The organism is Rothia koreensis (genome assembly GCF_052232265.1).
GTDB classification, from domain to species: Bacteria; Actinomycetota; Actinomycetes; order Actinomycetales; family Micrococcaceae; genus Rothia; species Rothia koreensis.
Genome location: NZ_CP197643.1, coordinates 2,336,673 through 2,360,788, shown reverse-complemented (window position 1 = coordinate 2,360,788; position 24,116 = coordinate 2,336,673). Strand labels below are relative to the sequence as shown.

Annotated in this window: 20 protein-coding genes; 11 read left to right on the top strand and 9 right to left on the bottom strand. The window is 65.3% G+C overall.

Annotated features, from left to right (window positions below; genetic code table 11):
* The 6 genes from ACTSLZ_RS10480 to ACTSLZ_RS10455 all read left to right on the top strand — a co-directional run bounded on the left by ACTSLZ_RS10480 (position 1) and on the right by ACTSLZ_RS10455 (position 6,643).
* Positions 1–999 (top strand): HAD-IIA family hydrolase, encoded by a 999-nt coding sequence (locus tag ACTSLZ_RS10480; protein ID WP_443094973.1) that lies wholly within the window; start codon positions 1–3, stop codon positions 997–999.
* Complete coding sequence (locus ACTSLZ_RS10475; RefSeq protein ID WP_443094972.1) at positions 996–1,340, top strand: hypothetical protein; 345 nt, start codon at positions 996–998, stop codon at positions 1,338–1,340. The genes ACTSLZ_RS10480 and ACTSLZ_RS10475 overlap by 4 nt, the downstream gene beginning before the upstream one ends.
* Positions 1,337–2,131, top strand: a complete 795-nt coding sequence (locus ACTSLZ_RS10470) for a TlyA family RNA methyltransferase (protein WP_443094971.1) — start codon at positions 1,337–1,339, stop codon at positions 2,129–2,131. The genes ACTSLZ_RS10475 and ACTSLZ_RS10470 overlap by 4 nt, the downstream gene beginning before the upstream one ends.
* A gap of 81 nt (positions 2,132–2,212) precedes the next feature.
* Positions 2,213–3,157, top strand: coding sequence for an NAD kinase (locus tag ACTSLZ_RS10465; protein ID WP_129315393.1), 945 nt, complete (start codon positions 2,213–2,215; stop codon positions 3,155–3,157).
* Positions 3,154–4,878, top strand: coding sequence for a DNA repair protein RecN (recN, locus tag ACTSLZ_RS10460; protein WP_443094970.1), 1,725 nt, complete (start codon positions 3,154–3,156; stop codon positions 4,876–4,878). The genes ACTSLZ_RS10465 and recN overlap by 4 nt, the downstream gene beginning before the upstream one ends.
* Positions 4,879–4,945: 67 nt before the next feature.
* On the top strand, positions 4,946–6,643 hold the full coding sequence (locus ACTSLZ_RS10455; protein ID WP_321201057.1) for a CTP synthase: 1,698 nt from the start codon (positions 4,946–4,948) through the stop codon (positions 6,641–6,643).
* Between the two features lie 73 nt (positions 6,644–6,716).
* Here ACTSLZ_RS10455 and ACTSLZ_RS10450 read toward each other — a convergent pair whose 3' ends face one another.
* Positions 6,717–7,382: an ABC transporter ATP-binding protein gene (locus tag ACTSLZ_RS10450; RefSeq protein WP_443094969.1), complete on the bottom strand. Its 666-nt coding sequence runs from the start codon at positions 7,380–7,382 to the stop codon at positions 6,717–6,719.
* Positions 7,379–8,833: a hypothetical protein gene (locus ACTSLZ_RS10445; RefSeq protein ID WP_443094968.1), complete on the bottom strand. Its 1,455-nt coding sequence runs from the start codon at positions 8,831–8,833 to the stop codon at positions 7,379–7,381. Before ACTSLZ_RS10445 ends, ACTSLZ_RS10450 begins: the two co-directional genes overlap by 4 nt.
* A 149-nt stretch (positions 8,834–8,982) precedes the next feature.
* Here ACTSLZ_RS10445 and ACTSLZ_RS10440 point away from each other — a divergent pair, with 149 nt between their 5' ends.
* The 3 genes from ACTSLZ_RS10440 (at position 8,983) to ACTSLZ_RS10430 (ending at position 12,463) form a co-directional block, all read left to right on the top strand.
* Positions 8,983–10,293, top strand: a complete 1,311-nt coding sequence (locus tag ACTSLZ_RS10440; protein WP_179628043.1) for an ISL3 family transposase — start codon at positions 8,983–8,985, stop codon at positions 10,291–10,293.
* A gap of 489 nt (positions 10,294–10,782) precedes the next feature.
* Positions 10,783–11,478 carry an NUDIX domain-containing protein gene (locus ACTSLZ_RS10435; protein ID WP_443094967.1) on the top strand — a complete coding sequence of 232 codons (696 nt, stop codon included), beginning with the start codon at positions 10,783–10,785 and terminating at the stop codon, positions 11,476–11,478.
* Complete coding sequence (locus ACTSLZ_RS10430) at positions 11,471–12,463, top strand: site-specific tyrosine recombinase XerD (RefSeq protein ID WP_443094966.1); 993 nt, start codon at positions 11,471–11,473, stop codon at positions 12,461–12,463. Before ACTSLZ_RS10435 ends, ACTSLZ_RS10430 begins: the two co-directional genes overlap by 8 nt.
* A 100-nt stretch (positions 12,464–12,563) precedes the next feature.
* Here ACTSLZ_RS10430 and ACTSLZ_RS10425 read toward each other — a convergent pair whose 3' ends face one another.
* The 5 genes from ACTSLZ_RS10425 to ACTSLZ_RS10405 form a co-directional block, all read right to left on the bottom strand.
* Positions 12,564–13,709 carry a bifunctional 2-methylcitrate synthase/citrate synthase gene (locus tag ACTSLZ_RS10425; protein ID WP_178980046.1) on the bottom strand — a complete coding sequence of 382 codons (1,146 nt, stop codon included), beginning with the start codon at positions 13,707–13,709 and terminating at the stop codon, positions 12,564–12,566.
* Positions 13,710–13,759: 50 nt separating this feature from the next.
* Positions 13,760–14,683 (bottom strand): methylisocitrate lyase, encoded by a 924-nt coding sequence (prpB, locus tag ACTSLZ_RS10420; protein ID WP_129315386.1) that lies wholly within the window; start codon positions 14,681–14,683, stop codon positions 13,760–13,762.
* 1 nt (position 14,684) lies between these two features.
* Positions 14,685–16,205 carry an MmgE/PrpD family protein gene (locus ACTSLZ_RS10415; protein WP_443094965.1) on the bottom strand — a complete coding sequence of 507 codons (1,521 nt, stop codon included), beginning with the start codon at positions 16,203–16,205 and terminating at the stop codon, positions 14,685–14,687.
* Positions 16,206–16,252: 47 nt separating this feature from the next.
* Positions 16,253–16,927 (bottom strand): GntR family transcriptional regulator, encoded by a 675-nt coding sequence (locus ACTSLZ_RS10410; protein ID WP_443094964.1) that lies wholly within the window; start codon positions 16,925–16,927, stop codon positions 16,253–16,255.
* 175 nt (positions 16,928–17,102) lie between these two features.
* Positions 17,103–18,413 carry an ISL3 family transposase gene (locus ACTSLZ_RS10405; RefSeq protein ID WP_179628043.1) on the bottom strand — a complete coding sequence of 437 codons (1,311 nt, stop codon included), beginning with the start codon at positions 18,411–18,413 and terminating at the stop codon, positions 17,103–17,105.
* Positions 18,414–18,599: 186 nt separating this feature from the next.
* Between ACTSLZ_RS10405 and ACTSLZ_RS10400 the strand changes: the two genes are divergently transcribed.
* Positions 18,600–20,513, top strand: coding sequence for a propionyl-CoA synthetase (locus tag ACTSLZ_RS10400; RefSeq protein ID WP_443094963.1), 1,914 nt, complete (start codon positions 18,600–18,602; stop codon positions 20,511–20,513).
* A 13-nt stretch (positions 20,514–20,526) separates the two neighbouring features.
* Here ACTSLZ_RS10400 and ACTSLZ_RS10395 read toward each other — a convergent pair whose 3' ends face one another.
* Together ACTSLZ_RS10395 and ACTSLZ_RS10390 are read right to left on the bottom strand one after the other, a co-directional pair.
* Positions 20,527–21,216, bottom strand: coding sequence for a response regulator (locus ACTSLZ_RS10395; protein WP_129315382.1), 690 nt, complete (start codon positions 21,214–21,216; stop codon positions 20,527–20,529).
* Positions 21,213–22,508, bottom strand: coding sequence for an ATP-binding protein (locus ACTSLZ_RS10390; RefSeq protein WP_443094962.1), 1,296 nt, complete (start codon positions 22,506–22,508; stop codon positions 21,213–21,215). Before ACTSLZ_RS10390 ends, ACTSLZ_RS10395 begins: the two co-directional genes overlap by 4 nt.
* Positions 22,509–22,680: 172 nt before the next feature.
* On the opposite strand from ACTSLZ_RS10390, the gene ACTSLZ_RS10385 reads away from it, so the two are divergent.
* The gene (locus ACTSLZ_RS10385) at positions 22,681–24,111 is read left to right on the top strand and encodes a cation:dicarboxylate symporter family transporter (RefSeq protein ID WP_443094961.1); all 1,431 of its coding nucleotides are present in this window, start codon (positions 22,681–22,683) and stop codon (positions 24,109–24,111) included.
* Positions 24,112–24,116: the final 5 nt, after the last annotated feature.

Genomic DNA, 24,116 nt, shown 5'->3' with positions numbered 1-24,116 from the left:
ATGAGTTGGCTGATTTCCTCTTTCGACGCGATACTCTCCGACCTCGATGGTGTGGTCTACGCGGGACCTGATCCGATCGACGGCGCGGTCGAATCACTCAACCGCGCGGTCGCCGACGGCATCGCGGTCGCCTACGTGACCAACAACGCCTCACGTTCGGTCGATGCCGTGGCGGAACATCTGAACTCCCTGGGGCTGACGACCGATGGTCACCACGTCGTCAGCTCCGCCCAGGCGGCCGCCAGCCTCGCAGTCGACCATTTGGGATCCGGCGCGTCGGTGGGCATCTGCGGTTCCGAGGCTCTGGCCGATTGTGCGAGGTCGGCCGGGCTCGAGGTGGTCGGACTCGAGGACGGTCCTCAGGCCGTTCTCCAAGGATTCGATCCGGGTCTGGGATGGCAGGAGCTTGCCGATGCCTCATACGCGCTGGCCGACAGGGACGTTCTGTGGGTCGTCTCCAACACGGACATGACGATCCCCAAGGAGCGCGGGATTGCTCCCGGGAACGGGACCCTGGTTCATGCGGTGTCCGCAGCCACGCGTCGGGAACCACTCGTTGCGGGCAAGCCCGGTGCCACGATTTTCACCACGATCGTCGAGAGGCTCGACGTCGAACGCCCCGTCGTCGTCGGTGACCGCCTGGACACGGACATTTCCGGCGCACACCAGGCGGGCCTCCCCAGCATCGCCGTCATGACAGGTGTCCAGACGATGAGCGACGTGCTCGAGGCACGGACCGAGGAGCGCCCCACGTACGTCGTGGGCACTCTGAGGGAACTGTTCGAGGAATACCGGCAGCCCGAGGTCAGTGGGGGTGAGGGGGCCGCGGTCGCCGAGATCGACGGTGCGGCCCGCGCGGAGGCCGACGCGACCACCGTCCGCACCCAGGTGAGAGAGGGAACCCCCAGTCTCCTGGGTTGGCGGACGGCCATGGCCGCATGGTGGGCCGCACATCCTCGGGAGAACGAAGAGACCCGTCCGGAGGTCGTGTGGTCATGAGCGAGGAAGAGAACGCGGCGGGCGAGGCGAACGACGCCGAACGGGTCAACGACACCGCGGAAGAACTCTCCGAAGCGGCGTCGGCCCGCGCCGAGCAACGAACTGCGGCTCTGGACGCTTTCGCGCATCGGGGCACCGCGGACTCGCTCGACGAGATTCTGGATCTGCTCGATGAATCGCCCGTGGACGAGCACGCCGAAATCTTTGACAGGCTGCACGGGGAATTGCGTCGCCTGCTGGACCAGGACCCCTCGGCCCTCCCGAAGGGGCTCGTGGACAGCATCGCCAGGCCGGCCTCGGCCGGGGGAGACGACCCGGAGACCACGGACGGGACCGAGTGAGGCTGGACAAGCACCTGGTGCAGCTCGGGAGCGCATCGTCGCGCACACTGGCCGCGAAACTCGTGGCCGATGGGCGGGTCGCCGTGAACGGGAAGACCATCCGCAAGGCCGCTCACGAGGTGGGCGCAGAGGACGAGATCACGGTCTCTCCGTCGGTCGACCACGAATACGTCAGCCGCGCCGGCCACAAGCTCGCGGGGGCGCTCCGGGCCTTCCCGGACGTCGTCGTTCGCGACCGCAGGTGCCTTGACGCGGGCGCCTCGACGGGCGGATTCACCCAGGTCCTGCTGGAAGCAGAAGCCCGCCACGTCGTCGCGGTGGATGTGGGGCACGGACAGCTGAGCCCGATGGTCGAACGCGACCCGCGGGTCGAGTCCATCGAGGGACTGAACGTTCGGAACATCGTTCCGGGGGCGATCGGCGGACCGGTGGACCTGACGGTCGGGGACCTCTCCTTCATCTCCCTGACCCTGGTGATCGGCCCCCTGGCCGATGTCACACGCCCCGGCGGCGATCTGATCCTGATGGTCAAGCCGCAGTTCGAGGTCGGTCGGTCGAAGCTCGGCAAAGGCGGCGTGGTGCGAAACAGGCAGGACCGCGCCGCGGCCATCGAGGCGGTCCGAGCTGCCGCCGAGGACCATGGTCTGCAGATCGTGGCAGGCCAGGATTCGAGACTGCCGGGCCAGGACGGAAACCTCGAATACTTCCTGCATCTTCGCAGACCGGACACCGATCCGACGGGGCAAGAGTCCAACGCGCCGCCGGCGGGTACCGCATCCGGAAAGCCTTAAAGTGTCAGTCTCGTCGCCTAATGTAGGAATACGGATTCCGCGTCGGAACCACACTTGCTCCCATCGGAAGGCACACAGCACATGAGTCGGAAGATCCTCTTGTTCGCGCACACCGGTCGCCCGGAAGCCACCACGGCGGCGGCCCAGGCGTGCGTGCGCCTCCGGGAGGCCGGGCTGATTCCGGTCATGAGCCGAGGGGACCTGGAGATACTCCGGGGCACCGAGGCCGAATCCGTGGGCGTGCAGGTGATCAACGAAAACGTTGCTCTGGACGACATTGAACTGGGCGTCGTCCTGGGCGGTGACGGGTCCGTCCTGCGGGCGGCCGAAATCATCCGTCACACCGATATTCCCCTGATCGGCGTGAACCTGGGCCACGTGGGATTTCTGGCGGAATCCGAGCGGAGTGATCTGGACGAGACGGTGGACCACATCGTCAACCGGACGTACACGGTCGAGGAACGCATGGCGATCGACGTCGTCGTGTGGTGCCAGGGCCAGATCCTGACCCACACGTGGGCTCTCAACGAGGCGTCCATCGAAAAGGGCAACCGGGAAAAGATGATCGAGGTCGTGATCGAAGTCGACGGACGGCCGCTGAGCACGTTCGGCTGCGACGGGGTCGTGCTGGCCAGCCCCACCGGGTCCACCGCGTACGCCTTCTCCGGAGGGGGGCCCATCGTGTGGCCGGAGGTCGAGGCCATGCTCATGGTCCCGCTGAGCGCCCACGCGCTCTTCGCCCGCCCGATGGTGACCGCTCCGTCCTCGACGATGGCCGTGGAAGTGCTCCCGGCCAACGGACATTACGGGGTCCTGTGGTGTGACGGGCGCCGGACCAATGAGCTGCCCCCGGGTTCACGCATCGAAGTGAAGCGCTCGGACAAGCCGGTACGGCTCGCCCGGATCCACCCGGCCCCGTTCTCCGAGCGGCTGGTCAAGAAATTCGACCTCCCGACGCGCGGCTGGAGAGGACCCGTACGCCGACACCGTGGCGAGAACGACCGTGGGGAGATACAGGACTCATGATCGAAGAAATCCACATCCGGGACCTGGGCGTCATCACGGATGCGACCCTCCCGCTGGGGCCGGGACTGACGGTTCTGACGGGCGAAACCGGCGCGGGCAAAACCATGGTCGTGACCGCGCTGGGCATGCTCCTCGGCGCCAGGTCCGACGCCGCCGCGGTACGTTCCGGCGCGAAGTCGGCGTTGTCCCAGGCCGTCGTCCGCCTTCCGGATGATCACGCTGCCCTGAAACTGACGGATGACGCCGGGGGAGAAGCCCACCCGATCGAAGGTGACGACCTCGCGGACGAGCTCCCTCACGAGCTGATCCTTTCGCGCACCGTCAACGCCTCGGGGCGGTCCAGGGCGACCATCGGTGGTGCCGCGGCCCCCATCGGTGTCCTGGCACGCGTCGGCGAGACCCTCGTGGCCGTCCACGGGCAGTCGGACCAACTCCGTCTGCGCTCCGCCGAGGCGCAACGCAGCGCGTTGGACTCCTACGCAGGCAACAAGCTGGCAACCGCTCTCAAGAAATACCGCGCGAACTACGAAGAATACCGATCGGCGGCTCGAGAACTCCGTGAGGTCAGGGAGAACGCCAGGGCGCGAGCCTTCGAGGCTCAGAGCCTCGGCCAGGCGCTCAAGGAAATTGACTCCGTCAAGCCGCAACCGGGGGAGGAGGAATCCCTCGACGCCGAATCCGCGCGCCTGACCAACCTCGAGCAATTGCGCGGGGCTGCTCAAACGGCCCAGGGCGCACTCGTGGGCGGGAACGACGCCGACCTGGAAGCCGTTACCGTGTCCGTGCTCCTGGATTCGGCGCACAGAGCGCTCGCCCAGGAAGCGGAAGAGGACCCCGCGCTCGCCGCACTCGCCAAAAGGGTCCGTGACCTGATGATCCAGGCCTCGGACATCGGGGATGAGCTCTCGGGCTACCTCTCGGACCTCAACGCCGAGGGCCCGGGGAAGCTGAGCGAGGTCGAGGCCCGGCGCTCGGCGCTGAAGAAGCTCACGCGGAAGTACGGTGCCGATATCGCCGAGGTCCTGCAATGGGCCGAGACCAACAGGGCCAGACTCGACCAACTCAGCGATGATCCCGCGCGTTCCGAGGCTCTCGAGGAAAAATTGCGGACCCTCCGCCAGGACATGAACCAGCAGTCGCTGGAACTCATGGACTTGCGACGCGCTGCGGCGAAGAAACTTGCCGCGGCGGTATCCACCGAGTTGAAAGCCTTGGCGATGCCCAACGCATCGCTGGTCGTGGAGATCGAAGAGGCCGAGAAATTCGGGCCGGACGGCAAGGACACCATCGCCTTCAAACTCGCGCCCCATCAGGACGCGACCCCCCGCCCCCTGGGGAAGGGCGCTTCGGGCGGCGAGCTCTCGCGCGTCATGCTGGCTCTCGAAGTCGTCCTCGCGGAGGTCGACCCGGTGCCCACGTTCATTTTCGACGAGGTGGACGCCGGCGTGGGCGGCAAGGCCGCGGTCGAGATCGGAAAACGACTCGCGCATTTGGCCAAGCACGTCCAGGTCCTGGTGGTCACGCACTTGCCGCAGGTCGCGGCCTATGCGGATCGTCACGTGCTGGTTCTGAAATCCGATGATTCAACGGTGAGTCAGGTCAACGTGCTCTCGGTCGAAGAACGAACCGTGGAGCTGGCCCGAATGCTCGCGGGGCACGAGAATTCCGAGGCCGCACGCGCCCACGCGAAGGAGCTCCTGCAGGACGCTGACCAGCTCTGACGTCCCGTCCGACCCCTCGCGGACACCTGTCTCCGGTCACAATTCCTGGGCAGGCCGAGACCCTCGCGTGCTAGGCTTGAATTCCGTGGTGAACGATACTCAGACATCCCCGGCAAGCACTCCAAACGACGAAAAATTGACTCGCCAGATCTTCGTGACGGGTGGTGTCGCGTCGTCCCTGGGCAAGGGTCTGACCGCGTCAAGCCTCGGTCGCCTTCTGCGATCCCGCGGTCTTTCGGTGACCATGCAGAAACTGGATCCCTATCTGAACGTGGATCCGGGAACCATGAACCCCTTCCAGCACGGTGAAGTCTTCGTGACCGACGACGGCGCCGAAACCGACCTGGACATCGGGCACTACGAGCGTTTCCTGGACGAGAACCTGGACGCCTCGGCCAACGTGACGACCGGGCAGGTCTACTCCTCCGTGATCGCGAAGGAGCGCCGAGGCGAGTACCTGGGGGACACCGTCCAGGTCATCCCGCACATCACGGACGAGATCAAATCCCGCATGAGGCGCCGGGCCACAGGCGCCTCCGACGCCCCGGACATCATCATCACCGAGATCGGCGGAACGGTCGGGGACATCGAGTCCCAGCCTTTCCTGGAGGCGGCACGCCAAGTGCGTCGCGACGTCGGACGCAAGAACGTTTTCTTCCTCCACGTCTCACTGATCCCGTACATCGGGCCCTCGGGCGAGCTCAAGACCAAACCGACCCAGCACTCCGTGGCCGCGCTCCGCGGCCTGGGCATCATCCCGGACGCCCTGGTTCTCCGGTGCGTTCAGGACATTCCGGAGCCGCTCAAGGCCAAGGTCGGGGGAGCGTGCGACGTCGATACCGAAGCCGTGATCTCCTGCCCCGATGCGCCCAGCATCTACGACATCCCCAAGACGCTGTTCAATCAGGATCTGGACACCTACGTCCTCGACTACCTGGGTCTGGACTACCAGGACGCCGACTTCGAGGAATGGGACAAATTGCTCAAGGTGGTCCACGAGCCCACGCACGAGGTCACGATCGGTTTGGTCGGCAAGTACATCGACCTGCCCGATGCGTATCTTTCGGTTTCAGAAGCGCTCCGGGCCGGTGGTTTCGCCAACGACGCGAAGGTCAGGATCAAGTGGATCGCCTCTGACCTCTGCGCGCAGCCGGAGGGCGCCGCCCACCAGCTTGGCGACGTGGACGCGATCTGTGTCCCCGGCGGATTCGGGATCCGTGGTCTCGAAGGAAAACTCGGTGCGCTCACCTACGCCCGGGAGAACGGCATCCCCGCGCTCGGCCTCTGCCTGGGACTCCAGTGCATGGTCATCGAGTACGCCCGGAACGTCGTCGGCCTCGAGGATGCGTCCTCGACGGAATTCGAGCCGGAAACGACGACCCCGATGATCGCGACCATGGAGGAACAGAAACAGTTCGTCGAGGGCGCCGGTGACTTGGGCGGAACCATGCGACTGGGTCTGTACCCGGCCAAACTGGTCGAGGGGTCCGTGACCGCAAAGGCCTACGGCACGACGGAGGTCGAGGAGAGGCACCGTCACCGCTACGAGGTCAACAACGCCTACCGCGCGGATCTCGAAAAGGCGGGCCTCGTGGTCTCCGGGACGAGCCCGGACGGGCGTCTCGTCGAATTCGTGGAGTTGCCCGCCTCGGAACACCCGTACTATGTGGCGACGCAGGCCCACCCCGAATTGTTGTCGCGCCCGACACGGTCGCACCCGCTGTTCAGCGGATTGGTCGCGGCGGCCCTCGAACGCATCAAGTAGGCCTCCTGTCCAGAGCACACAGGGCCGCCGTCTCCCGATCGAGGGATGACGGCGGCCCTGCGTCTCCGTGCGGTCAGGTCCTGGCCGAGACCGCGAACTGTTCGAGGTCCACGACGCGATCGCAGCAGTCGGCGACGTCGCGGTCGTGGGTTGCGATCACGGCGCAGGCCCCCTGATCGGTCAGACGACGTATCGATTCGATGATCACGTGCCCGTTCGCGGAGTCGAGGGAGCCCGTCGGCTCATCCGCGAGGATCAACGAGGGCCTCTTGACCAGCACGGCCGCCAGAGCGACCCTTTGCTGTTCACCACCCGAGAGCCGGCAGACCTTGTCCTTCTCCCGGCCAGGCAGTCCGAACTCTCCCAGGGCCCGCGATATGTCCGAGGTGCTCGCGCGGCGTTCTCGCGGCATGATGCGGAGCGGGTCGACGATGTTCCTCTCGACCGATTCCGATTCGACGAGCGCGAAATTCTGGAACAGGTACCCGACGTGGTCCCGCCGGAATTTTCTCCTGACTGCCGCGGATGCGGGGTGCACGCTGATGCCGCCGATCGTGAGCGCGCCGCTGGCGGGTCGCGTCAGCGCTCCCAAGCAGTTGAGCAGCGTCGTCTTCCCGGACCCCGATGGCCCCATGATCGCGACCATTTCCCGTGGCTCGGCCGACATCTCGAGCCCGCCCCAGATCGGCCTCCCGCCGAGTTCCAGGCGACCGGATTCGAATCGAAGGTCGGACTTCACTGAATTCTTCCTCTCTCTTGGACGGCACGGCGAGCGAAGACAACGATCCCACCGCCCGAGAGCAGGAGGACAACGGCGCCCACCATCATTCCTGCTTGTGCCATGTACTCGATGTAGGTTCTGACCTCCCCGGATGACTTTTCTATGAGGACCATGGGATCCATGGCCTGCTGAATCAGGAAGCAGGTGAAAACCGGTATCGAGAGCCACACGGCACCCACGCCGGCGAGAGCGGGCCACGCGGCCATGAGCGGCCGCCAACCGAAGAGCTGCCTTCGGAAGAGCTGGTCCTTGCGGGCCGCCGCGTAGGTCGCAGCGAAGCCCAGGCACGAGAACGCGACCAGCACGGCATAGACTACGATCGCGAAACCCGTGGCCTGAAGGTTCACGATCGTCAGTTTGAGTGCGTGTGCCTGGTGGGCCAGTCCGGGCGACATCGGTGCGACGTAGTGTTCCGCCGCGGATCCGCGCAGACGGTCTGCCGCGACCCCACTGTCTTCCAGGAGGACGCCCCCGCGAGTCACCCACCAAGTGAGCGGACTGGGGTGGTCGATCAGGACCTGATCCGGTACGACCACTACGATGGGGTTTTCGACGAATTCGCGGTCGAAATTGTCCAAATCCCCATGGGTGAAGACTTCGCCCGTCGTGTCGATGGCCGACATTTTTGGATCATCCAGTTCGACGCCGGGGATCAGGCTGTCCGCCGTCAGGCCCTTGCTCGGGGCACCGCGGGGCACGAAGGTCTGGGTCGTCTTCGACCGTTCCACGTCCTCGATCACCAGGCGATCCGAAACCTCCTGGATTTTGTGGTGCCTCAGGTATTCGGGGTTGACGTAGACGATCGGGTAGCTGGACTCGGGGACGGCGTCGCCGTCGTCATTCTGTTGACTGATATCCGAGTAGCTGATGATCACGTTCCTCTGCCGAAGCTCCCGAGCCAGCCAATCCTCGATGGGCTTGCCCTCGGCCTCGCTCCAGGTCGACCCCGCGACGGGAAGAAAGGCGGCCTTGGGCGTTGACTGCCATTGCCCGTGGGCTCGAAGGTGCGAGGCCGCGAGACCATAGTCCTCGGACCAGGAACTGATCGATGCGAGAAGAAGTACTACGCAACTGACTTCGAGGAGGCAGAGCAGGGCGTACAACGATCTGACGGGTCTCTTGCCGGTCAGCGTCGCGGGAACCAGAATCCAACACAACAGCCCCAGAGCGATGAGCCTGCATGCAAGCACCGCGGCGATGAAGACAACAGTGAACGCCGCGCAGACGGCAAGATAGATGCCGAATGATGCGAGCCCGTTGTAGAAGTACAGAGCAACGCCAGCGACTCCGGCGGTAGCCGAGAAACCCGCGATCAGCGGGAACGCCCCGGACCGAAGATCACGACCAAGAATCCGCCAGATCGACCATCCGGCGAGCCGCAGGCGCGCGATTTTCTTGGAGCCTACCAAGGTGGTCGTGAGGGAGGCACACGAAGCCGAGATGAGGGGCTCTTCGCAGTTGAGGGGGTAGGTGGCTGAGCGCGTCGGTCGCCGGATGAAGGTCGAGGCCTTCCGATGATGGAAGTTCTCACACTGACCATCTGCCGGAAGACCTCGACGTGCACCACGCTACCTTCGCGACCCCTGATCTGACCGTGTTCTGCCATCTCGACGAGCTCGGCCTCGTGGCCACCGGTCAGCTTTTTGAGCCGGATCGCGCGGTGATCGAGTGCCGCGTCGCCGAGCCGGATCCGTGGTGCCGGGGATGCGGTAGCCAGGCGCTCTCGCGCGGGACGGACACGCGGCGTCTCGCCCACGAGCCGTTCGGTCATCGCCCGACGACGCTGCTGGTCCGGGTCCGCCGCTACAAGTGCTCGGGATGCGGACGGTCCTGGCGTGAGGACCTCACGGCAGCGGCGCCCGAGCGAGCCAAGCTGTCCCGTAGCGGGATGCGGTGGGCGTTGGAAGCGCTCGTGATCGACCACCTCACCGTCGCCCGCGTCGCCGCCGGACTCGGTGTCGGTTGGCACACGGCGAACAACGCGGTCCTCGCTGAAGGGCGTCGAGTGCTGATCGACGATCCCGCCCGGTTCGACGGCGTCGCCGTGATCGGCGTCGACGAGCACGTCTGGCGCCACACGAGAGTCGGCGACAAGTACGTCACCGTCATCATCGACCTCACCCCGAACCGCGACAAGACCGGCCCCGCCCGTCTGCTGGACATGATCGAGGGTCGCTCGAAAGCCGTGTTCAAGACCTGGCTCGCCGCACGCCCGCAGGACTGGCGCGATGGTGTCGAGGTCGTCGCGATGGACGGGTTCACCGGCTTCAAGACCGCCGTCAGCGAGGAGCTCCCGGACGCGCAGGCGGTGATGGACCCGTTCCACGTCGTCCGCCTCGCCGGCGACGCCCTCGACACCTGCCGTCGTCGCGTCCAGCAGTGCCTGCACGGCCGGCGGGGCCGCAAAAACGATCCGCTCTACAAGGCCCGCCGCATCCTCCACACCGGCGCGCAGCTGCTCACTGACCGGCAGCAGACCCGTCTCGAGGCACTGTTCGCGGTCTCCGAGCACGTCGAGGTCGAGGCGACCTGGGGCATCTACCAGCGCGTGATCGCCGCCTACCGCGAACCCGATCGGAAGACGGCGAAGAAGCTGATGACAGCCGTCATCGATTCCGTCTCCAGCGGCGTCCCCGCCGCGCTCGTGGAGGTCCGCAAGCTCGGCCGCACGCTCAAGCAGCGCGCCGCCGACATCCTCGCGTTCTTCGACCGGCCCGGCACGTCCAACGGGCCAACAGAGGCGATCAACGGGCGCCTGGAACACCTCCGCGGCTCCGCCCTCGGATTCCGGAACCTCACGAACTACATAGCCCGATCGCTGCTCGACACCGGCGGCTTCAGGAACCACCTACACCCTCAAATGCGATGAGCCGGTTTTTGCCGCCGGATCGCTGATATCCGAGGCAATCCACAGAATGTGATTCGCGATGAGAGGTGCGTCAGTCTCAACAATCCAGAGTGATGCGAAGGAAAAGATGGCCGCCGCCAGCGGAGCGAAAAGCAGAGTGAGTGATCTTCGCAGAAAATTCATGGGTGATCTATGAATAGGGTGGCTTTGGTTGGTTCCTCAGCGGTCACTCCATGCGCGAAGAAGTGGGTATATTGTTCGGTTCACAATTGTTTCCGTTTCTTGTGATGTTGGGATCGGCAAAGAAATTGTAATCCGAACCACTGGGGTTCGGAATAGTGTTCTCCGGGACTCCGTGGAGTCCGGCGACGACATGTCTTCACCACGGACGATGTTGATCAGTCGTCGCGGCGGCCGCAGGGTTCGGGCTGGTCCGGAACGCGGGCCCCGGACCGCGTCGAATCAGGTCATGGCTGGGTGGCCCGCCCGCCCCGGCGGTAACCTGGGAGCATGACTGCACCCAGCGACGAGACCCCGAATCTCCACCTCTCGGCCGATGGTCTGCCCCAGGACAGGGTCAACCCTCGAACCCTCGTCTCCCGGGAGACCGCATTCACCGGGCAGATCTTCGACGTCGTCCGCGAGACATTCGCCCTCACCGAGGGCGGTGACGAACTCGTCCGCGACTACATGAAGCACCCCGGCGCCGTCGCGATTGCAGCCCTCAACGAGGACAACGAGATCCTGCTGATCAACCAGTACCGCCAGCCGGTCGAGATGAATATGTGGGAGATTCCGGCCGGCCTGCTGGACATCGACGGCGAATCGCCTCTTCACGCGGCCCAGCGCGAGCTCGCGGAGGAAACCGACCTCAGCGCGAGAACCTGGCACACACTCGCAGAATTCAACAATTCGCCCGGGTGCTCGACCGAAGCCAACAGGATTTTCTTGGCCAGAGGGATCGAGGACGCGGCCGCGGGGGACCTCATCGAGCGCGAGGCCGAGGAGGCAGAGATCGTCACCCGCTGGGTCCCGATCGAACGGGCCGTGAGTGCGGTGCTTTCCTCGGAACTGCATTCGCCGACGTCGAACCTCGCGATCCTGGCTGTGTGGGCGAGCATTCAACGCGGACACGCAGATCTTCAGGCCCCTGACAAGCCGTGGCCTGCCCACAAGCTGCTGCGGGAATCGGGTACCGGTGAATGATCGGGACCTCCCGGACGGCCTGGAGCGCGCCCTGGGGAGGTACCTCCAGCATCTGACGGTCGAGCGCGGACTGTCCCGGAACACCCTCACCTCGTATCGCCGGGACCTGAGCCGCTATCTGGCTTTTCTCGCGGGCCACAGGCATGTTGCGGACCCGCGTGACATCGCGACCGAGGACGTCCGCGACTTCGTCCAGTATCTCGCCCGACCGACGGACGACGGCGGGTGCGGACTCTCGACCCGAAGCGTGGCGCGAGGCGTGGTCTCCGTCAGGGGTCTCCACAAATTCTGGTTGTTGGAGGGCCTGACGGCCCAGGACCCGGCCGACTCGGTCACTCCGCCCAGCGCGGGGGAGCGGCTGCCCAAGGCTCTCCCCGTCGAGACCGTGACCAGGATCCTCGAAGCACCCGACCGGTCGACCCCAGGGGGTCTTCGCGACGGGGCATTGCTCGAGTTCCTGTACTCGACCGGTGCGCGCATCTCGGAGGCCGTCGGCGTGGACCGGGACGACCTGTCGGCGGATTTCGATCAGCCGTCAGGGCCGGCCGCGCAGGGCGATGAGCCGGGGCCCGGCGGAGTCGCCCGACTCAAGGGCAAGGGAGGCAAAGAACGCCTGGTTCCCGTCGGCTCCTATGCCCGGGAAGCCATCTCATCCTATGTGGTGCGCACCCGGCCGCTCTTCGCATCAAAAGGCCGGGGCACCCCGGCCCTCTTCCTCAACGCCCGGGGAGGGCGCCTCACACGACAGGGGGCATGGCTGGTGCTCAAACAGGCCGCCGAACGGGCCAACGTCGTCGACGAGCTTTCGCCCCATACGCTCCGGCACTCCTTTGCGACGCACCTGATCGAGGGCGGCGCCGACATCCGGGTCGTCCAAGAGCTCCTGGGGCATTCGTCGCTGACGACGACGCAGATATACACCAAGGTCACCGCCGACACCCTTCGCGAGGTGTTCCTGACCAGCCATCCCCGCGCCCTGGGGTAGTTGCCGGGCCGAGGGGCCGACGCCGCCCGCGGCCCGGACCGGGCGCAACCGTCAAGGACTGCGTTGCTCCCGCGATGGCCCGGGCACTACGAAGCAGTCTTTATTTCTCGACGTGGCGCTCCTCCGGGCCGTCGTAGTCCGAGAGCGGCCGGATCAGGGAGTTGTCAGCCAGCTGCTCCATCACGTGCGCCGTCCAGCCGGTCATGCGGGCGGCCACGAACAATGGCGTGAACGTCTGGGTGTCGAAACCCATCAGGTGATACGTCGGCCCGGCGGGGTAATCCAGATTGGGCTTGATGCCTTTGGCCTCGTCCATCGACTTGGCCAGACCGTTGTACAGGCCCAGCATCTCTTCCCGGCCGAAGTACTTGATCATGTCGGTCAGGGCGTCCTGCATCGTGGGGACTCGGGAGTCGCCGTTCTTGTACACACGGTGTCCGAACCCCATGACCTTCTTCTTCTGGGCCAGAGCATCGTCCATCCACTCCTTGGCCCTCTTCTCGGCCTCCTGCTCGGACTCGTCCTTCCGGATCCCGATCTCGTCGAAGGTTTCCATCACAGCCTCGTTGGCGCCACCGTGCAGGGGCCCCTTGAGGGCGCCGATGGCACCGGTGATGGCCGAATGCAGGTCGGACAGCGATGATGCAATCGTGCGCGCGGTGAACGTCGAACAATTGAAGGAATGCTCGGCGTAGAGAACCATCGAGACCTGGAAAGCCTTCTTGACCTCCGGGGCAGGAACCTCGCCGAAAGTCATGTAGAGGAAGTTGTCGCAATAGTCCAGATCCGCACGCGGCGGGATGATCTCCTCGCCGCGTCGCCGACGCTGGTCGTAGGCCACCACGGCGGGCATCGCGGCGAACAGCTTCTTGGACTTCGTGAGGTTGGCTTCCTGGGAGTCGTCCTCCGAGGCCGGGTCCTGGGCGCCCAGCACCGAGACCGCGGTGCGGCAGACGTCCATGGGGTGGCAGTCCGTGGGGAGCGCGTCGATGACCGCTTTGAGCTCCGGGGAGAGCTCACGGTGTGCCGCCTCGAACTCCGAGAACTCCTTCAGGTCAGCTGCCTCGGGAAGCTCGCCCGTCCACAGAAGCAGCGCGACCTCTTCGAAAGAACAATTCGCGGCAAGCTCCTGGACGGGATAACCGCGGTACAGCAGGGAATTGGAATCGGGGTTGACCTTCGAGATCGCGGTCGTGTCCGCGACAACGCCGGCCAGGCCCTTCTTGATGTCGTCTTGCGTGGTCATGTGACTCTCCTTCGAATCGGTTGTGCCTGTGTCGTGCAGATGCTTTCGGGCTACTGGAACCGTTCAGGCACCTCGAAATTGAAGATTCCGGTATCGAACGCGTTGTAGGCTTCGTAGTCCACCAGTTCGTAGAGACGCTGTCTGGTGAGCATCTCATCCACGGACGCCTCTTGGGTACCGTGGGCTCCGATGTCGTCCAGGACTCTCTCCATGGCTCCGAGGGAGCTGCGCAACAGGGTCACCGGGTAGATGACCATATCCACGCCGGAACCGGACAGTTCATCGGTCGTGTACAACCTGGACTTGCCGAACTCCGTCATATTGGCCAGCACGGGGACGTCCACGGCTTCACGGACCGCTTCGAATTCACCCAGATCCTTCATGGCCTCCGGGAAGATCGCGTCGGCTCCGGCGTCGACCAGCGCCTTCATGCGGTCGACGGCGGCATCCAAGCCGTCGACCCCGCGGAGGTCCGTGCGAGCCATGATCAGGAAGTTCTCGTCCCTGCGAGCCTGGGCCGCGGCACGGATGCGTTTGATCGCCGTGTCCTCGTCCACGATGTTCTTGTTGTCCAGGTGGCCGCAACGTTTCGGATTGAACTGGTCCTCGATGTGGCAACCGGCCAGGCCGGCGTCCTCGAGCTCTTGGACGGTCCGGGCCACATTCATCGGCTCCCCGAACCCGGTGTCGGCGTCGACGATGGCCGGAAGGTTCGTCATGCGCGCGATCTGGCCGGCCCGGTGGGCCACCTCCGTGAGGGTTGTCAGACCGATGTCGGGGAATCCCAGCTCGTTGGCGATGACCGCCCCGGAGATGTAGACGCCGTCGTACCCCTTCTCCTCGATGAGTTTCGCCGAGATCGGGGTGTACGCGCCCGGGAACTGTTTGATCGTTCCGCCGTTGCGCGGCCCGTCCGCCAGAATTCGGCGCAGATCGAGCCGTTTCTGTGCGGGGGATGTTGAGGGGTACAGCATGTCAGAACAGTCCTTTCGCTCCGGTGGCCAGCTCCCCGGCCGCGGTCACGGTCAGCGTATCGAGGTCGCCCGGGCCCAGGTCCGAAAGATTCTCGGCCGCTTGGATGAAGCGATCGAGCTCTGCGTCGGCGACCGCCCCTTCCGCGAGAGACCTCAATTTGCCGATGTATTGTTCGCGGGCGAAGGGGCGCGCCCCAAGCGGATGGGCGTCGGCGACCGCGATCTCCTCTGTCACGACCGTTCCGTCGGTGAGTGTGATCTCCGCTCGACCGCCGAAGGCCTTCTCCTCCGGATCCAGCGAGTGGTAACGACGCGTCCACTCGGGGTCCTCTTCGGTCGTGACCTTGTGCCACAGGGCAACGGTGTCCCTGCGGCCTGCGCGCTCGGCGTCGTAGGAATGATTGTGGTCCCACTCGCCGTCCTGCAGAGCCACGGTGAAGATATAGGGGATCGAATGGTCCAGGGTCTCCCGCGAGGCCTTCGGATCGTACTTCTGGGGGTCGTTGGCGCCCGAACCGATCACGTAGTGGGTGTGGTGGGACGTGTGGAGGACCACCGATTCGACCTTCTCCGGATCGGCGATCTCGGGGCGCTCGCGATGCAGCTTGCGGGCCAAATCGATCCAGGCCTGGGCCTGGTACTCGGCCGAGTACTCCTTGGTATAGGAGTCCAGGATCGCGCGCTTCGCCTCGCCGTACTCGGGGAGGGGGACGTCGTAGGAGGCGTCCGGCCCGTCGAGCATCCACGCGATGACGCCGTCCTCGCCCTCGTAGATCGGTACCGGTGACGTCTGGCCCCGCATCGCGCGGTCGACTGCTTCAACGGCCATCTTTCCGGCGAAGGCGGGGGCGTGGGATTTCCATGTCGAGATCTCGCCCTTGCGTGACTGCCTGGTTGCGGTCGTGGTGTGCAGAGCCTGGCCGACGGCCTGGAAAATCGTCTCCGTGTCCAGGCCGAGCAAGGTGCCGATGCCCGCCGCGGCCGAGGGACCGAGATGGGCCACATGGTCGATCTTGTGCTTGTGCAGGCAGATCGCCTTGGTCAGGTCGATCTGGATTTCGTACCCGGTGGCAATACCGCGGATCAGGTCCGCACCCGAGCGTTGGGCATGCTGGGCGACCGCGAGAATCGGCGGGATGTTGTCCCCCGGGTGCGAGTACTCCGCGGCGAGGAACGTGTCGTGGTAGTCGAGCTCCCGAACGGCCACACCGTTGGCCCAAGCCGCCCACTCGGGGGAAACCTTGGTTTGCTTCGGGTCGATGCCGTAGAGGGTCGAGCCGGAGCCCCCAGGCCCCGGTCGGTGGGTCAGCGCCTGGTCACGTGCCGCGATGATGGGACCCCTGTTGAGGGACGCGATCGCGACGGACGCGTTGTCCAGGATGCGGTTGATGACCATGTCCTCGACGGCGGGGTCGATCGCCACGGGATCGGAGGCGACCTCGGCGATCTTGTGCGCGAGTTGGTCCTCGCGAGCCAGGTTCTCTTCGCTGCGGTGCACACGCACGTGATGATTGGCGGTCACGGTATGTCCTTTCTTCCTCGGTCGAGGTGTTCGTTCGGTGGATTGCCTCAGGCGGCGTCGATGCGGTCGCCTTCGTGATGGTGACGCTCCGGGACGGCGTCGAGAATCGCCTGCAACGCGTTCGACAGGTGGATGCGCACGGCGGCCTGAGCGAGTTCGACGTCGCCCGCCCCGATGGCCCGGGAAATGGCGGCGTGCTCGTGGGCGGCCGCCATGAGGCGGTTCTCGTTGCCCTTGGACAGCTTCCGGACTCGCCCGAGGTGGGTGCGCAGTTGCCGTTGGGCCTGGGTGAGATACGTGTTCTGGGCTGCGAGGTCGATCTCGGTGTCCATCTCCTCGACGAGCAGGTAGTAGGAGCTGCGGTCTGCGTCGTCGTCATCCAGGAACGTGGCCGCCTCGTCGAGCCGGGCGGCCAGTTGCTCGAAGGTTTCGGATCGGCCCTTGAGCGCCGCGAGGGCCGCCGCCTGAGTCTCCAGGGCGATGCGCAATTCGAACATGGCCTTCACATTGGTCACCGAGACGGGGGTGACGACGACGCCGCGCCCCGGTCCGGGTTCGACCAGCCCTTCGGACATGAGCCGCGAGAAGGCCTCACGGACGGGTGTTCGGGAGACCCCGAGTCGCTGGGCCTGCTCGACCTCGCTGACGGTGGTTCCCGGCTCGAGGTGCCATTCGATGATGTCGGTCCGCAGGGTCTGGTATGCGCGCTCGGAGGCCCTCATGAACTTGTTCTCCCTGCGTCGGCGTCGTCTGATTCGTGCCTCTATGTATACAGAAGTGCTCCTCGTCACGCAACGTCACCGCAATATCGCGGGAGGTCAGTGGTCGATTTTCTTCAGTGTGTATACAGAGTCTTGTTTTGTGTGAGTCAGAACACTACATTGGTGAAAATCTGGCTCATCGCATTTGAGGGTGTAGGTGGTTCCTGAAGCCGCCGGTGTCGAGCAGCGATCGGGCTATGTAGTTCGTGAGGTTCCGGAATCCGAGGGCGGAGCCGCGGAGGTGTTCCAGGCGCCCGTTGATCGCCTCTGTTGGCCCGTTGGACGTGCCGGGCCGGTCGAAGAACGCGAGGATGTCGGCGGCGCGCTGCTTGAGCGTGCGGCCGAGCTTGCGGACCTCCACGAGCGCGGCGGGGACGCCGCTGGAGACGGAATCGATGACGGCTGTCATCAGCTTCTTCGCCGTCTTCCGATCGGGTTCGCGGTAGGCGGCGATCACGCGCTGGTAGATGCCCCAGGTCGCCTCGACCTCGACGTGCTCGGAGACCGCGAACAGTGCCTCGAGACGGGTCTGCTGCCGGTCAGTGAGCAGCTGCGCGCCGGTGTGGAGGATGCGGCGGGCCTTGTAGAGCGGATCGTTTTTGCGGCCCCGCCGGCCGTGCAGGCACTGCTGGACGCGACGACGGCAGGTGTCGAGGGCGTCGCCGGCGAGGCGGACGACGTGGAACGGGTCCATCACCGCCTGCGCGTCCGGGAGCTCCTCGCTGACGGCGGTCTTGAAGCCGGTGAACCCGTCCATCGCGACGACCTCGACACCATCGCGCCAGTCCTGCGGGCGTGCGGCGAGCCAGGTCTTGAACACGGCTTTCGAGCGACCCTCGATCATGTCCAGCAGACGGGCGGGGCCGGTCTTGTCGCGGTTCGGGGTGAGGTCGATGATGACGGTGACGTACTTGTCGCCGACTCTCGTGTGGCGCCAGACGTGCTCGTCGACGCCGATCACGGCGACGCCGTCGAACCGGGCGGGATCGTCGATCAGCACTCGACGCCCTTCAGCGAGGACCGCGTTGTTCGCCGTGTGCCAACCGACACCGAGTCCGGCGGCGACGCGGGCGACGGTGAGGTGGTCGATCACGAGCGCTTCCAACGCCCACCGCATCCCGCTACGGGACAGCTTGGCTCGCTCGGGCGCCGCTGCCGTGAGGTCCTCACGCCAGGACCGTCCGCATCCCGAGCACTTGTAGCGGCGGACCCGGACCAGCAGCGTCGTCGGGCGATGACCGAACGGCTCGTGGGCGAGACGCCGCGTGTCCGTCCCGCGCGAGAGCGCCTGGCTACCGCATCCCCGGCACCACGGATCCGGCTCGGCGACGCGGCACTCGATCACCGCGCGATCCGGCTCAAAAAGCTGACCGGTGGCCACGAGGCCGAGCTCGTCGAGATGGCAGAACACGGTCAGATCAGGGGTCGCGAAGGTAGCGTGGTGCACGTCGAGGTCTTCCGGCAGATGGTCAGTGTGAGAACTTCCATCATCGGAAGGCCTCGACCCTCATCCGGCGACCGACGCGCTCAGCCACCTACCCCCTCAACTGCGAAGAGCCGAAAATCTTCCCCGCGTTCGGACCCTCCGGGCGCGGAACCATTTGCAACGGAGCACATGTGAGGAACCGGTGACATGACCACGTACCGCGAAGTCTTCGAACGAAGCGTCGAGCAACCCGAAGAATTCTGGCTCGAGGCCGCCCAAGGCATCGACTGGGCGACTCCTCCCACCCGGGCACTGGACGAATCCAGGCCACCGATCTACCGGTGGTTCCCGGACGGCGAACTGAACACTTGCTACAACGCGGTCGATCGACACGTGGAAGCCGGTCGCGGAGACCAAGTCGCCATCCGGTACGACTCGCCCGTGACCGGGACCCAACGGGACATCACCTACGGTGAACTTCTCGAACGGGTGAGTGGCTTTGCGGGCGCGCTCGCCGATGCCGGTATCGGACACGGCGATCGAGTGCTTCTCTACATGCCGATGATCCCCGAGGCCATGGTGGCGATGCTCGCCTGCGCGCGAATCGGGGCCATCCACTCGGTGGTCTTCGGAGGCTTCGCTCCTGCGGAGCTCGCGGCCCGCATCGACGACTGCGAGCCGAAGGCCGTGGTGACCACGAGCGGGGGTGTTGAACCGAAGAGGCGCGTCGAATACATTCCGGCCGTCGAGGAGGCGCTCAAGCTGGCGGAGCAACCGGTCGGCACGGTGTTCGTCACAGCGCGGACAGGTTTCGAGACCTCGGTCGCGGAAGCGGCCTCCAGGGCGCAGGGGTCGCCGACCCGTTGGCTGGACTGGGACGAGGCCGTTCACGAGGCAGACCCGGCAGAGTGCACGACCGTCCGGGCGACCGATCCGCTGTACATCCTCTACACCTCCGGCACCACCGGGTCGCCGAAGGGCGTGGTCCGGGACAACGGATCCCACGCCGTCGCGCTCCGATGGTCCATGCAGAACATCTACGACGTCGGCCCCGGCGAGGTCATGTTCACCGCCTCCGACGTCGGGTGGGTCGTGGGCCATTCCTACATCGTCTATGCACCCTTGCTGACGGGGGCGACGACGGTCCTGTACGAGGGCAAGCCCATCGGCACCCCGGATGCGGGGGCCTTCTGGCGCGTGGTTGAGGAATCCGGAGCCAAGGTCCTCTTTACCGCTCCAACCGCGATTCGGGCCATCCGCAAGGCGGATCCGAGCGGAGAACTGGCCGCGGATTACGACCTCAGCTCCTTGGAAACCCTCTTCGTGGCGGGGGAGAGGCTCGACCCGGACACCTACCAGTGGGCGGGAGAACTGCTCGGAGTGCCGGTGGTCGACAACTGGTGGCAGACGGAGACCGGATGGCCGATCGCGGCCAACCCTCGGGGTCTCGAACCCCTGCCCATCAAATCCGGGTCGCCGAGCGTGCCGGTGCCCGGGTACAACGTCGCCGTTCTGGACCCCTCGGGCGATCCGGTGGAGGCCGGCGCGGAGGGCAACATCGCCTTGAAGCTGCCGCTGCCTCCGGGGACTCTGCCCACGTTGTGGGGCGATGATGACAGGTTCATCTCCTCCTACCTGACCGCTTTCGACGGCTACTACGCGACGGGGGACTCGGGATACCTGGACGAGGACGGGTACGTCTTCGTGATGGGGCGGACCGACGACGTCATCAACGTCTCGGGGCATCGCCTGTCGACCGGGGCCATGGAACAGGTGCTCGGCTCCCACCCGGCGGTGGCCGAGTGCGCGGTCATCGGCGTCGCCGATCCGCTCAAGGGGCAACGGCCTTCCGGCTACGTGGTACTCAAGCAGGGCGAGAGCATCACGGAGGACGAGCTCGCGACCGAGCTGGTCGGGATGGTCCGTTCCAGGATCGGGGCCGTCGCCGACTTCAAGGAGGTCCGTGTGGTCGAGGGCCTGCCCAAAACCCGATCCGGGAAAATCCTTCGGAAGACCATGAGACAGATTGCGGATCGGGAGGACTACAAGGTTCCCTCGACGATCGAGGACATGGCCGTGCTCGACAACCTGAGGGACATCCTGACCCGCGAATCGTCGTAGGGGCCTCCGGGGGTCAACCGCGCCACGCGTACTCGAGCTCGGGGCGGCCCGGGGTGCCGTGGCGCGGTCGCCTCTCGACCCGGCGGGAGGCGTGCAGGTACTCGAGGTACCGACGTGCCGTGACCCGGGACAGAGTCATGCGGTCCGCGATCTCCCGCGCGGAATAGGCCGAATCATGGTCGGAGAGCGTCTCGACGATATTGACCAGGGTCTCCTGGGACAGTCCCTTGGGCAGGTCCCGCGTTTCGTCCTCGCTCCTGTGGAAGAAACTGTCGATCGCGGCCTGATCGAGTTCCCCCGTGTCGGGGACCCTGCCCCGATGGGCCGAATAGGAGTCGAGCTTTCTGCCCAAATGCTCCAGCGTGAACGGTTTGACCAGGTACCCGAACGCCCCATGGAGGGAGGCGGTGCGCAGACTCGAGGCGTCCCGGTCCGCCGTCACCATGATCACGTCGACGGGCAGCCCTTCTGCGCGCAAGAATTTGGCGACCTCGTGACCCGACCGATCCGGAAGATTGATGTCCAGAAGAAGCAGGTCCACGGGGGTTTTTCTGGCGAAGGAAGCCTTGATGGCCGCAATGGCCCCCTGCGCGTTGTACGCGGTGCCGGCGACCTCGAAGTCGGGGCGTTCCCTGATGAATTGGGCGTGGGCGGACGCGGTGACTTCTTCGTCGTCGATCACGATCACGCGGTAGGTGGTCATCGGATCTCCTTCCGGGGCCTGGGGATTCTGGCGGTGAACACCGACCCGCCGTCACTGAGCACCTCGATGCTGCCACCGTGCCGGAGGAGCGTGTCGCGGACGAGGGCCAGGCCGACGCCGCGACCTTCGGGGCCCGAAGGTTTGGTGCTGTATCCCCATTCGAACACCTTCCGCTCGTCTTCCCCGGATACGCCGGGTCCGGTGTCGGCGACGACGATCTCCCACCCCTCATGGGTTTCGGCCAGGTCGACCTCCACCTCCCGCGGTTCGGGTGCGTCGGCCACGGCGTCCATCGCGTTGTCGACCAGGTTGCTGACCACGGATACGAGTTCGACCTCGGACAACGGGATGCCGGACCATTCGCCCTCTATCTTGAGGCCGAGATCGATGCGGCGTTCCTCCGCTTCCGTCTTCTTGCCTGCAAGGAGCGCGGTGACGCCCGGGAGCTGCTTGTAGTTGCCCCAATGCACCTCGTTCTGCTCGGAGGAGGCCAAATCCTCGCGCGCGAAGTTTCGGGCGTCGTCCAGCCTGCCCAGGTCCAAGAGGGACAGCACGGTGTGCATCCGGTTCCGGTGCTCGTGATTCTGGGTTCGCAGCATCGCCGCCATCGAGCGGGTGGCTTCGGACTTCAGAATGTCGTCGCGGCTGTATCCCAGGGTTGCGCGATTCAGGTACCGGTAGAGCAGCAGCGTCGTGAACGTGGTCGTGAGCAGCAAAAGACCCGCGATCATGGCGACGGCGGGCACGCCGTTGCGGGCCACGGCAGCGATCTCGCTGATGGTCACCCCGGTGGACACGAGCCCGATGATCGAGCCGTCGTCGTCACGGATCGGAGTGATGGTCCGCATCGAGACGCCCAGGCTGCCTTCTTCTTCCACGGTCATGGTCTCGCCATGTTGGGCGCGGGAAATGTCCCCGATGTAATGCTGGCCGATTTTGTCTTCGGTGGGATGCGTGTAACGGATTCCGTCCGGGGACATGATGGTGATGAAGCTGACCGAGGAGTTCGACAGGACGTCCTTGACGTACGGCTGGAGTCGATCCGTCGGGTGGCCCGACGCGATGTTTTCGACCACGAACGGGTCGTGGGCCAGGGTCGCGCTCTCGGCGCGCGTAATCTCCGAGGCCTGCTCCCGCGCCGAGTCCTGGATCTGCCAATAGAGAAGAGCACCGACCGACGCGCAGACGACGACCACGATCACCATTTGAGTCAGCAGGAAAATCCGAGCGATGGCCCACGAGGACCTCGTCCCTGCGACGAGGCGGGGACGGCTCGTTTCCTGGGGCGACACGGGCTCTCCTCACGGGCGGATGCGGACGGGTATCAGTGGACGGTCAAGAACTTAATGACCACAATTGTCTCCTTGTGGTCTAGACCACCATACTTCTTGAATACCTTCGCCGAGCCCGACCGTGGTTCGGACCACGAAGCACCAATCGACTCGAACCTGAAAGGAGAGCGTCATGGGCCAGTCCACAGCGAAGAAGCCGTGGTACAAAGACGGTACCCACATGCTCTACGTCTCGGTGATCCTGGCTGTCGTCCTCGGAGTCATCGTCGGCCTCGTAGCTCCGGGTGTCGGAAAGTCCCTGGAGCCGCTCGGCAAGGGATTCGTCAAGCTCATCACGATGATGATCGCACCGATCATTTTCTGCACCCTCGTTCTCGGTGTGGGCTCGGTGGCCAAGGCCGTCACCGTCGGGAAAGTCGGTGGCATGGCGATCATCTACTTCCTTGTCATGTCCACGTTCGCTCTCGCCATCGGCCTGATCGTGGGCAACGTGCTCCACCCGGGGGACAACCTCCACTACGAGCCCACCGGATACACGCCCGAGGGCGGTTCCGAGGGCGAAGAGGCCGGGGGGCTCGCCGGGTTCCTGATGGGTATCATTCCCACCTCCCTGCTCTCGTCGCTGACCTCCGGGAAGATCCTGCAGACTCTGCTGGTGGCGCTCCTCGTCGGCTTCGCTCTCCAGCGCATGGGGGAGGCGGGCAAGCCGATTCTCAAATTCGTCGGCTACGTCCAGGCCCTTGTGTTCCGCCTGCTCGGAATGATCATGTGGGCCGCACCGGTCGGCGCCTTCGGTGCCATGGCCGCCGTGGTCGGCTCGACCGGGCTCAAGGCCGTGGGACAGATGGCGATCCTCATGATCGGCTTCTACGTCACCTGCATCCTGTTCATCGTCGTCGTCCTGGGTGCGTTGCTGAAGTTCGCCACCGGGGTCAACATCCTCAAGCTCATGAAGTACCTGGCGCGCGAGTACCTGCTGATCTTCTCGACGTCGTCCTCCGAAGCAGCGTTGCCCCGTCTGATCGCCAAGATGGAACACGTCGGAGTATCCAAGCCCGTGGTCGGCATCGTGGTCCCGACCGGCTATTCCTTCAACCTGGACGGGACCGCGATCTACCTGACGATGGCGTCGATCTTCGTATCCGACGCGATGGGCAAGCCCCTCGAACTCGGACAGCAGATCTCGTTGCTGGTGTTCATGATCATCGCCTCGAAGGGTGCGGCCGGCGTCTCCGGCGCGGGAATCGCGACCCTCGCGGCCGGGCTCAAATCCCACCGCCCGGATCTGGTGGACGGGGTCGGCCTCATTCTCGGCATCGATCGCTTCATGTCCGAGGCCCGCGCGCTCACCAACTTCACGGGCAACGCCGTGGCCGCCCTCCTCATGGGCAAGTGGTCGAGGGAAATTGACATGGGCCGAGTCCATGACGTGCTCGACGGGAAATTGAAATTCGACGAATCGACGATGGGTGGTGACTTCCACGTCGACATCGACGGTGAGGAGAAACAAGCCGTCCCCGTCGAGAGCGCCGCGGCGGGCGCGACCCACGGGTCGAGCTCTTCCGGGGGCGCGGGCCCCGCGACCGCGGTCCAGGACCGATAACCTGC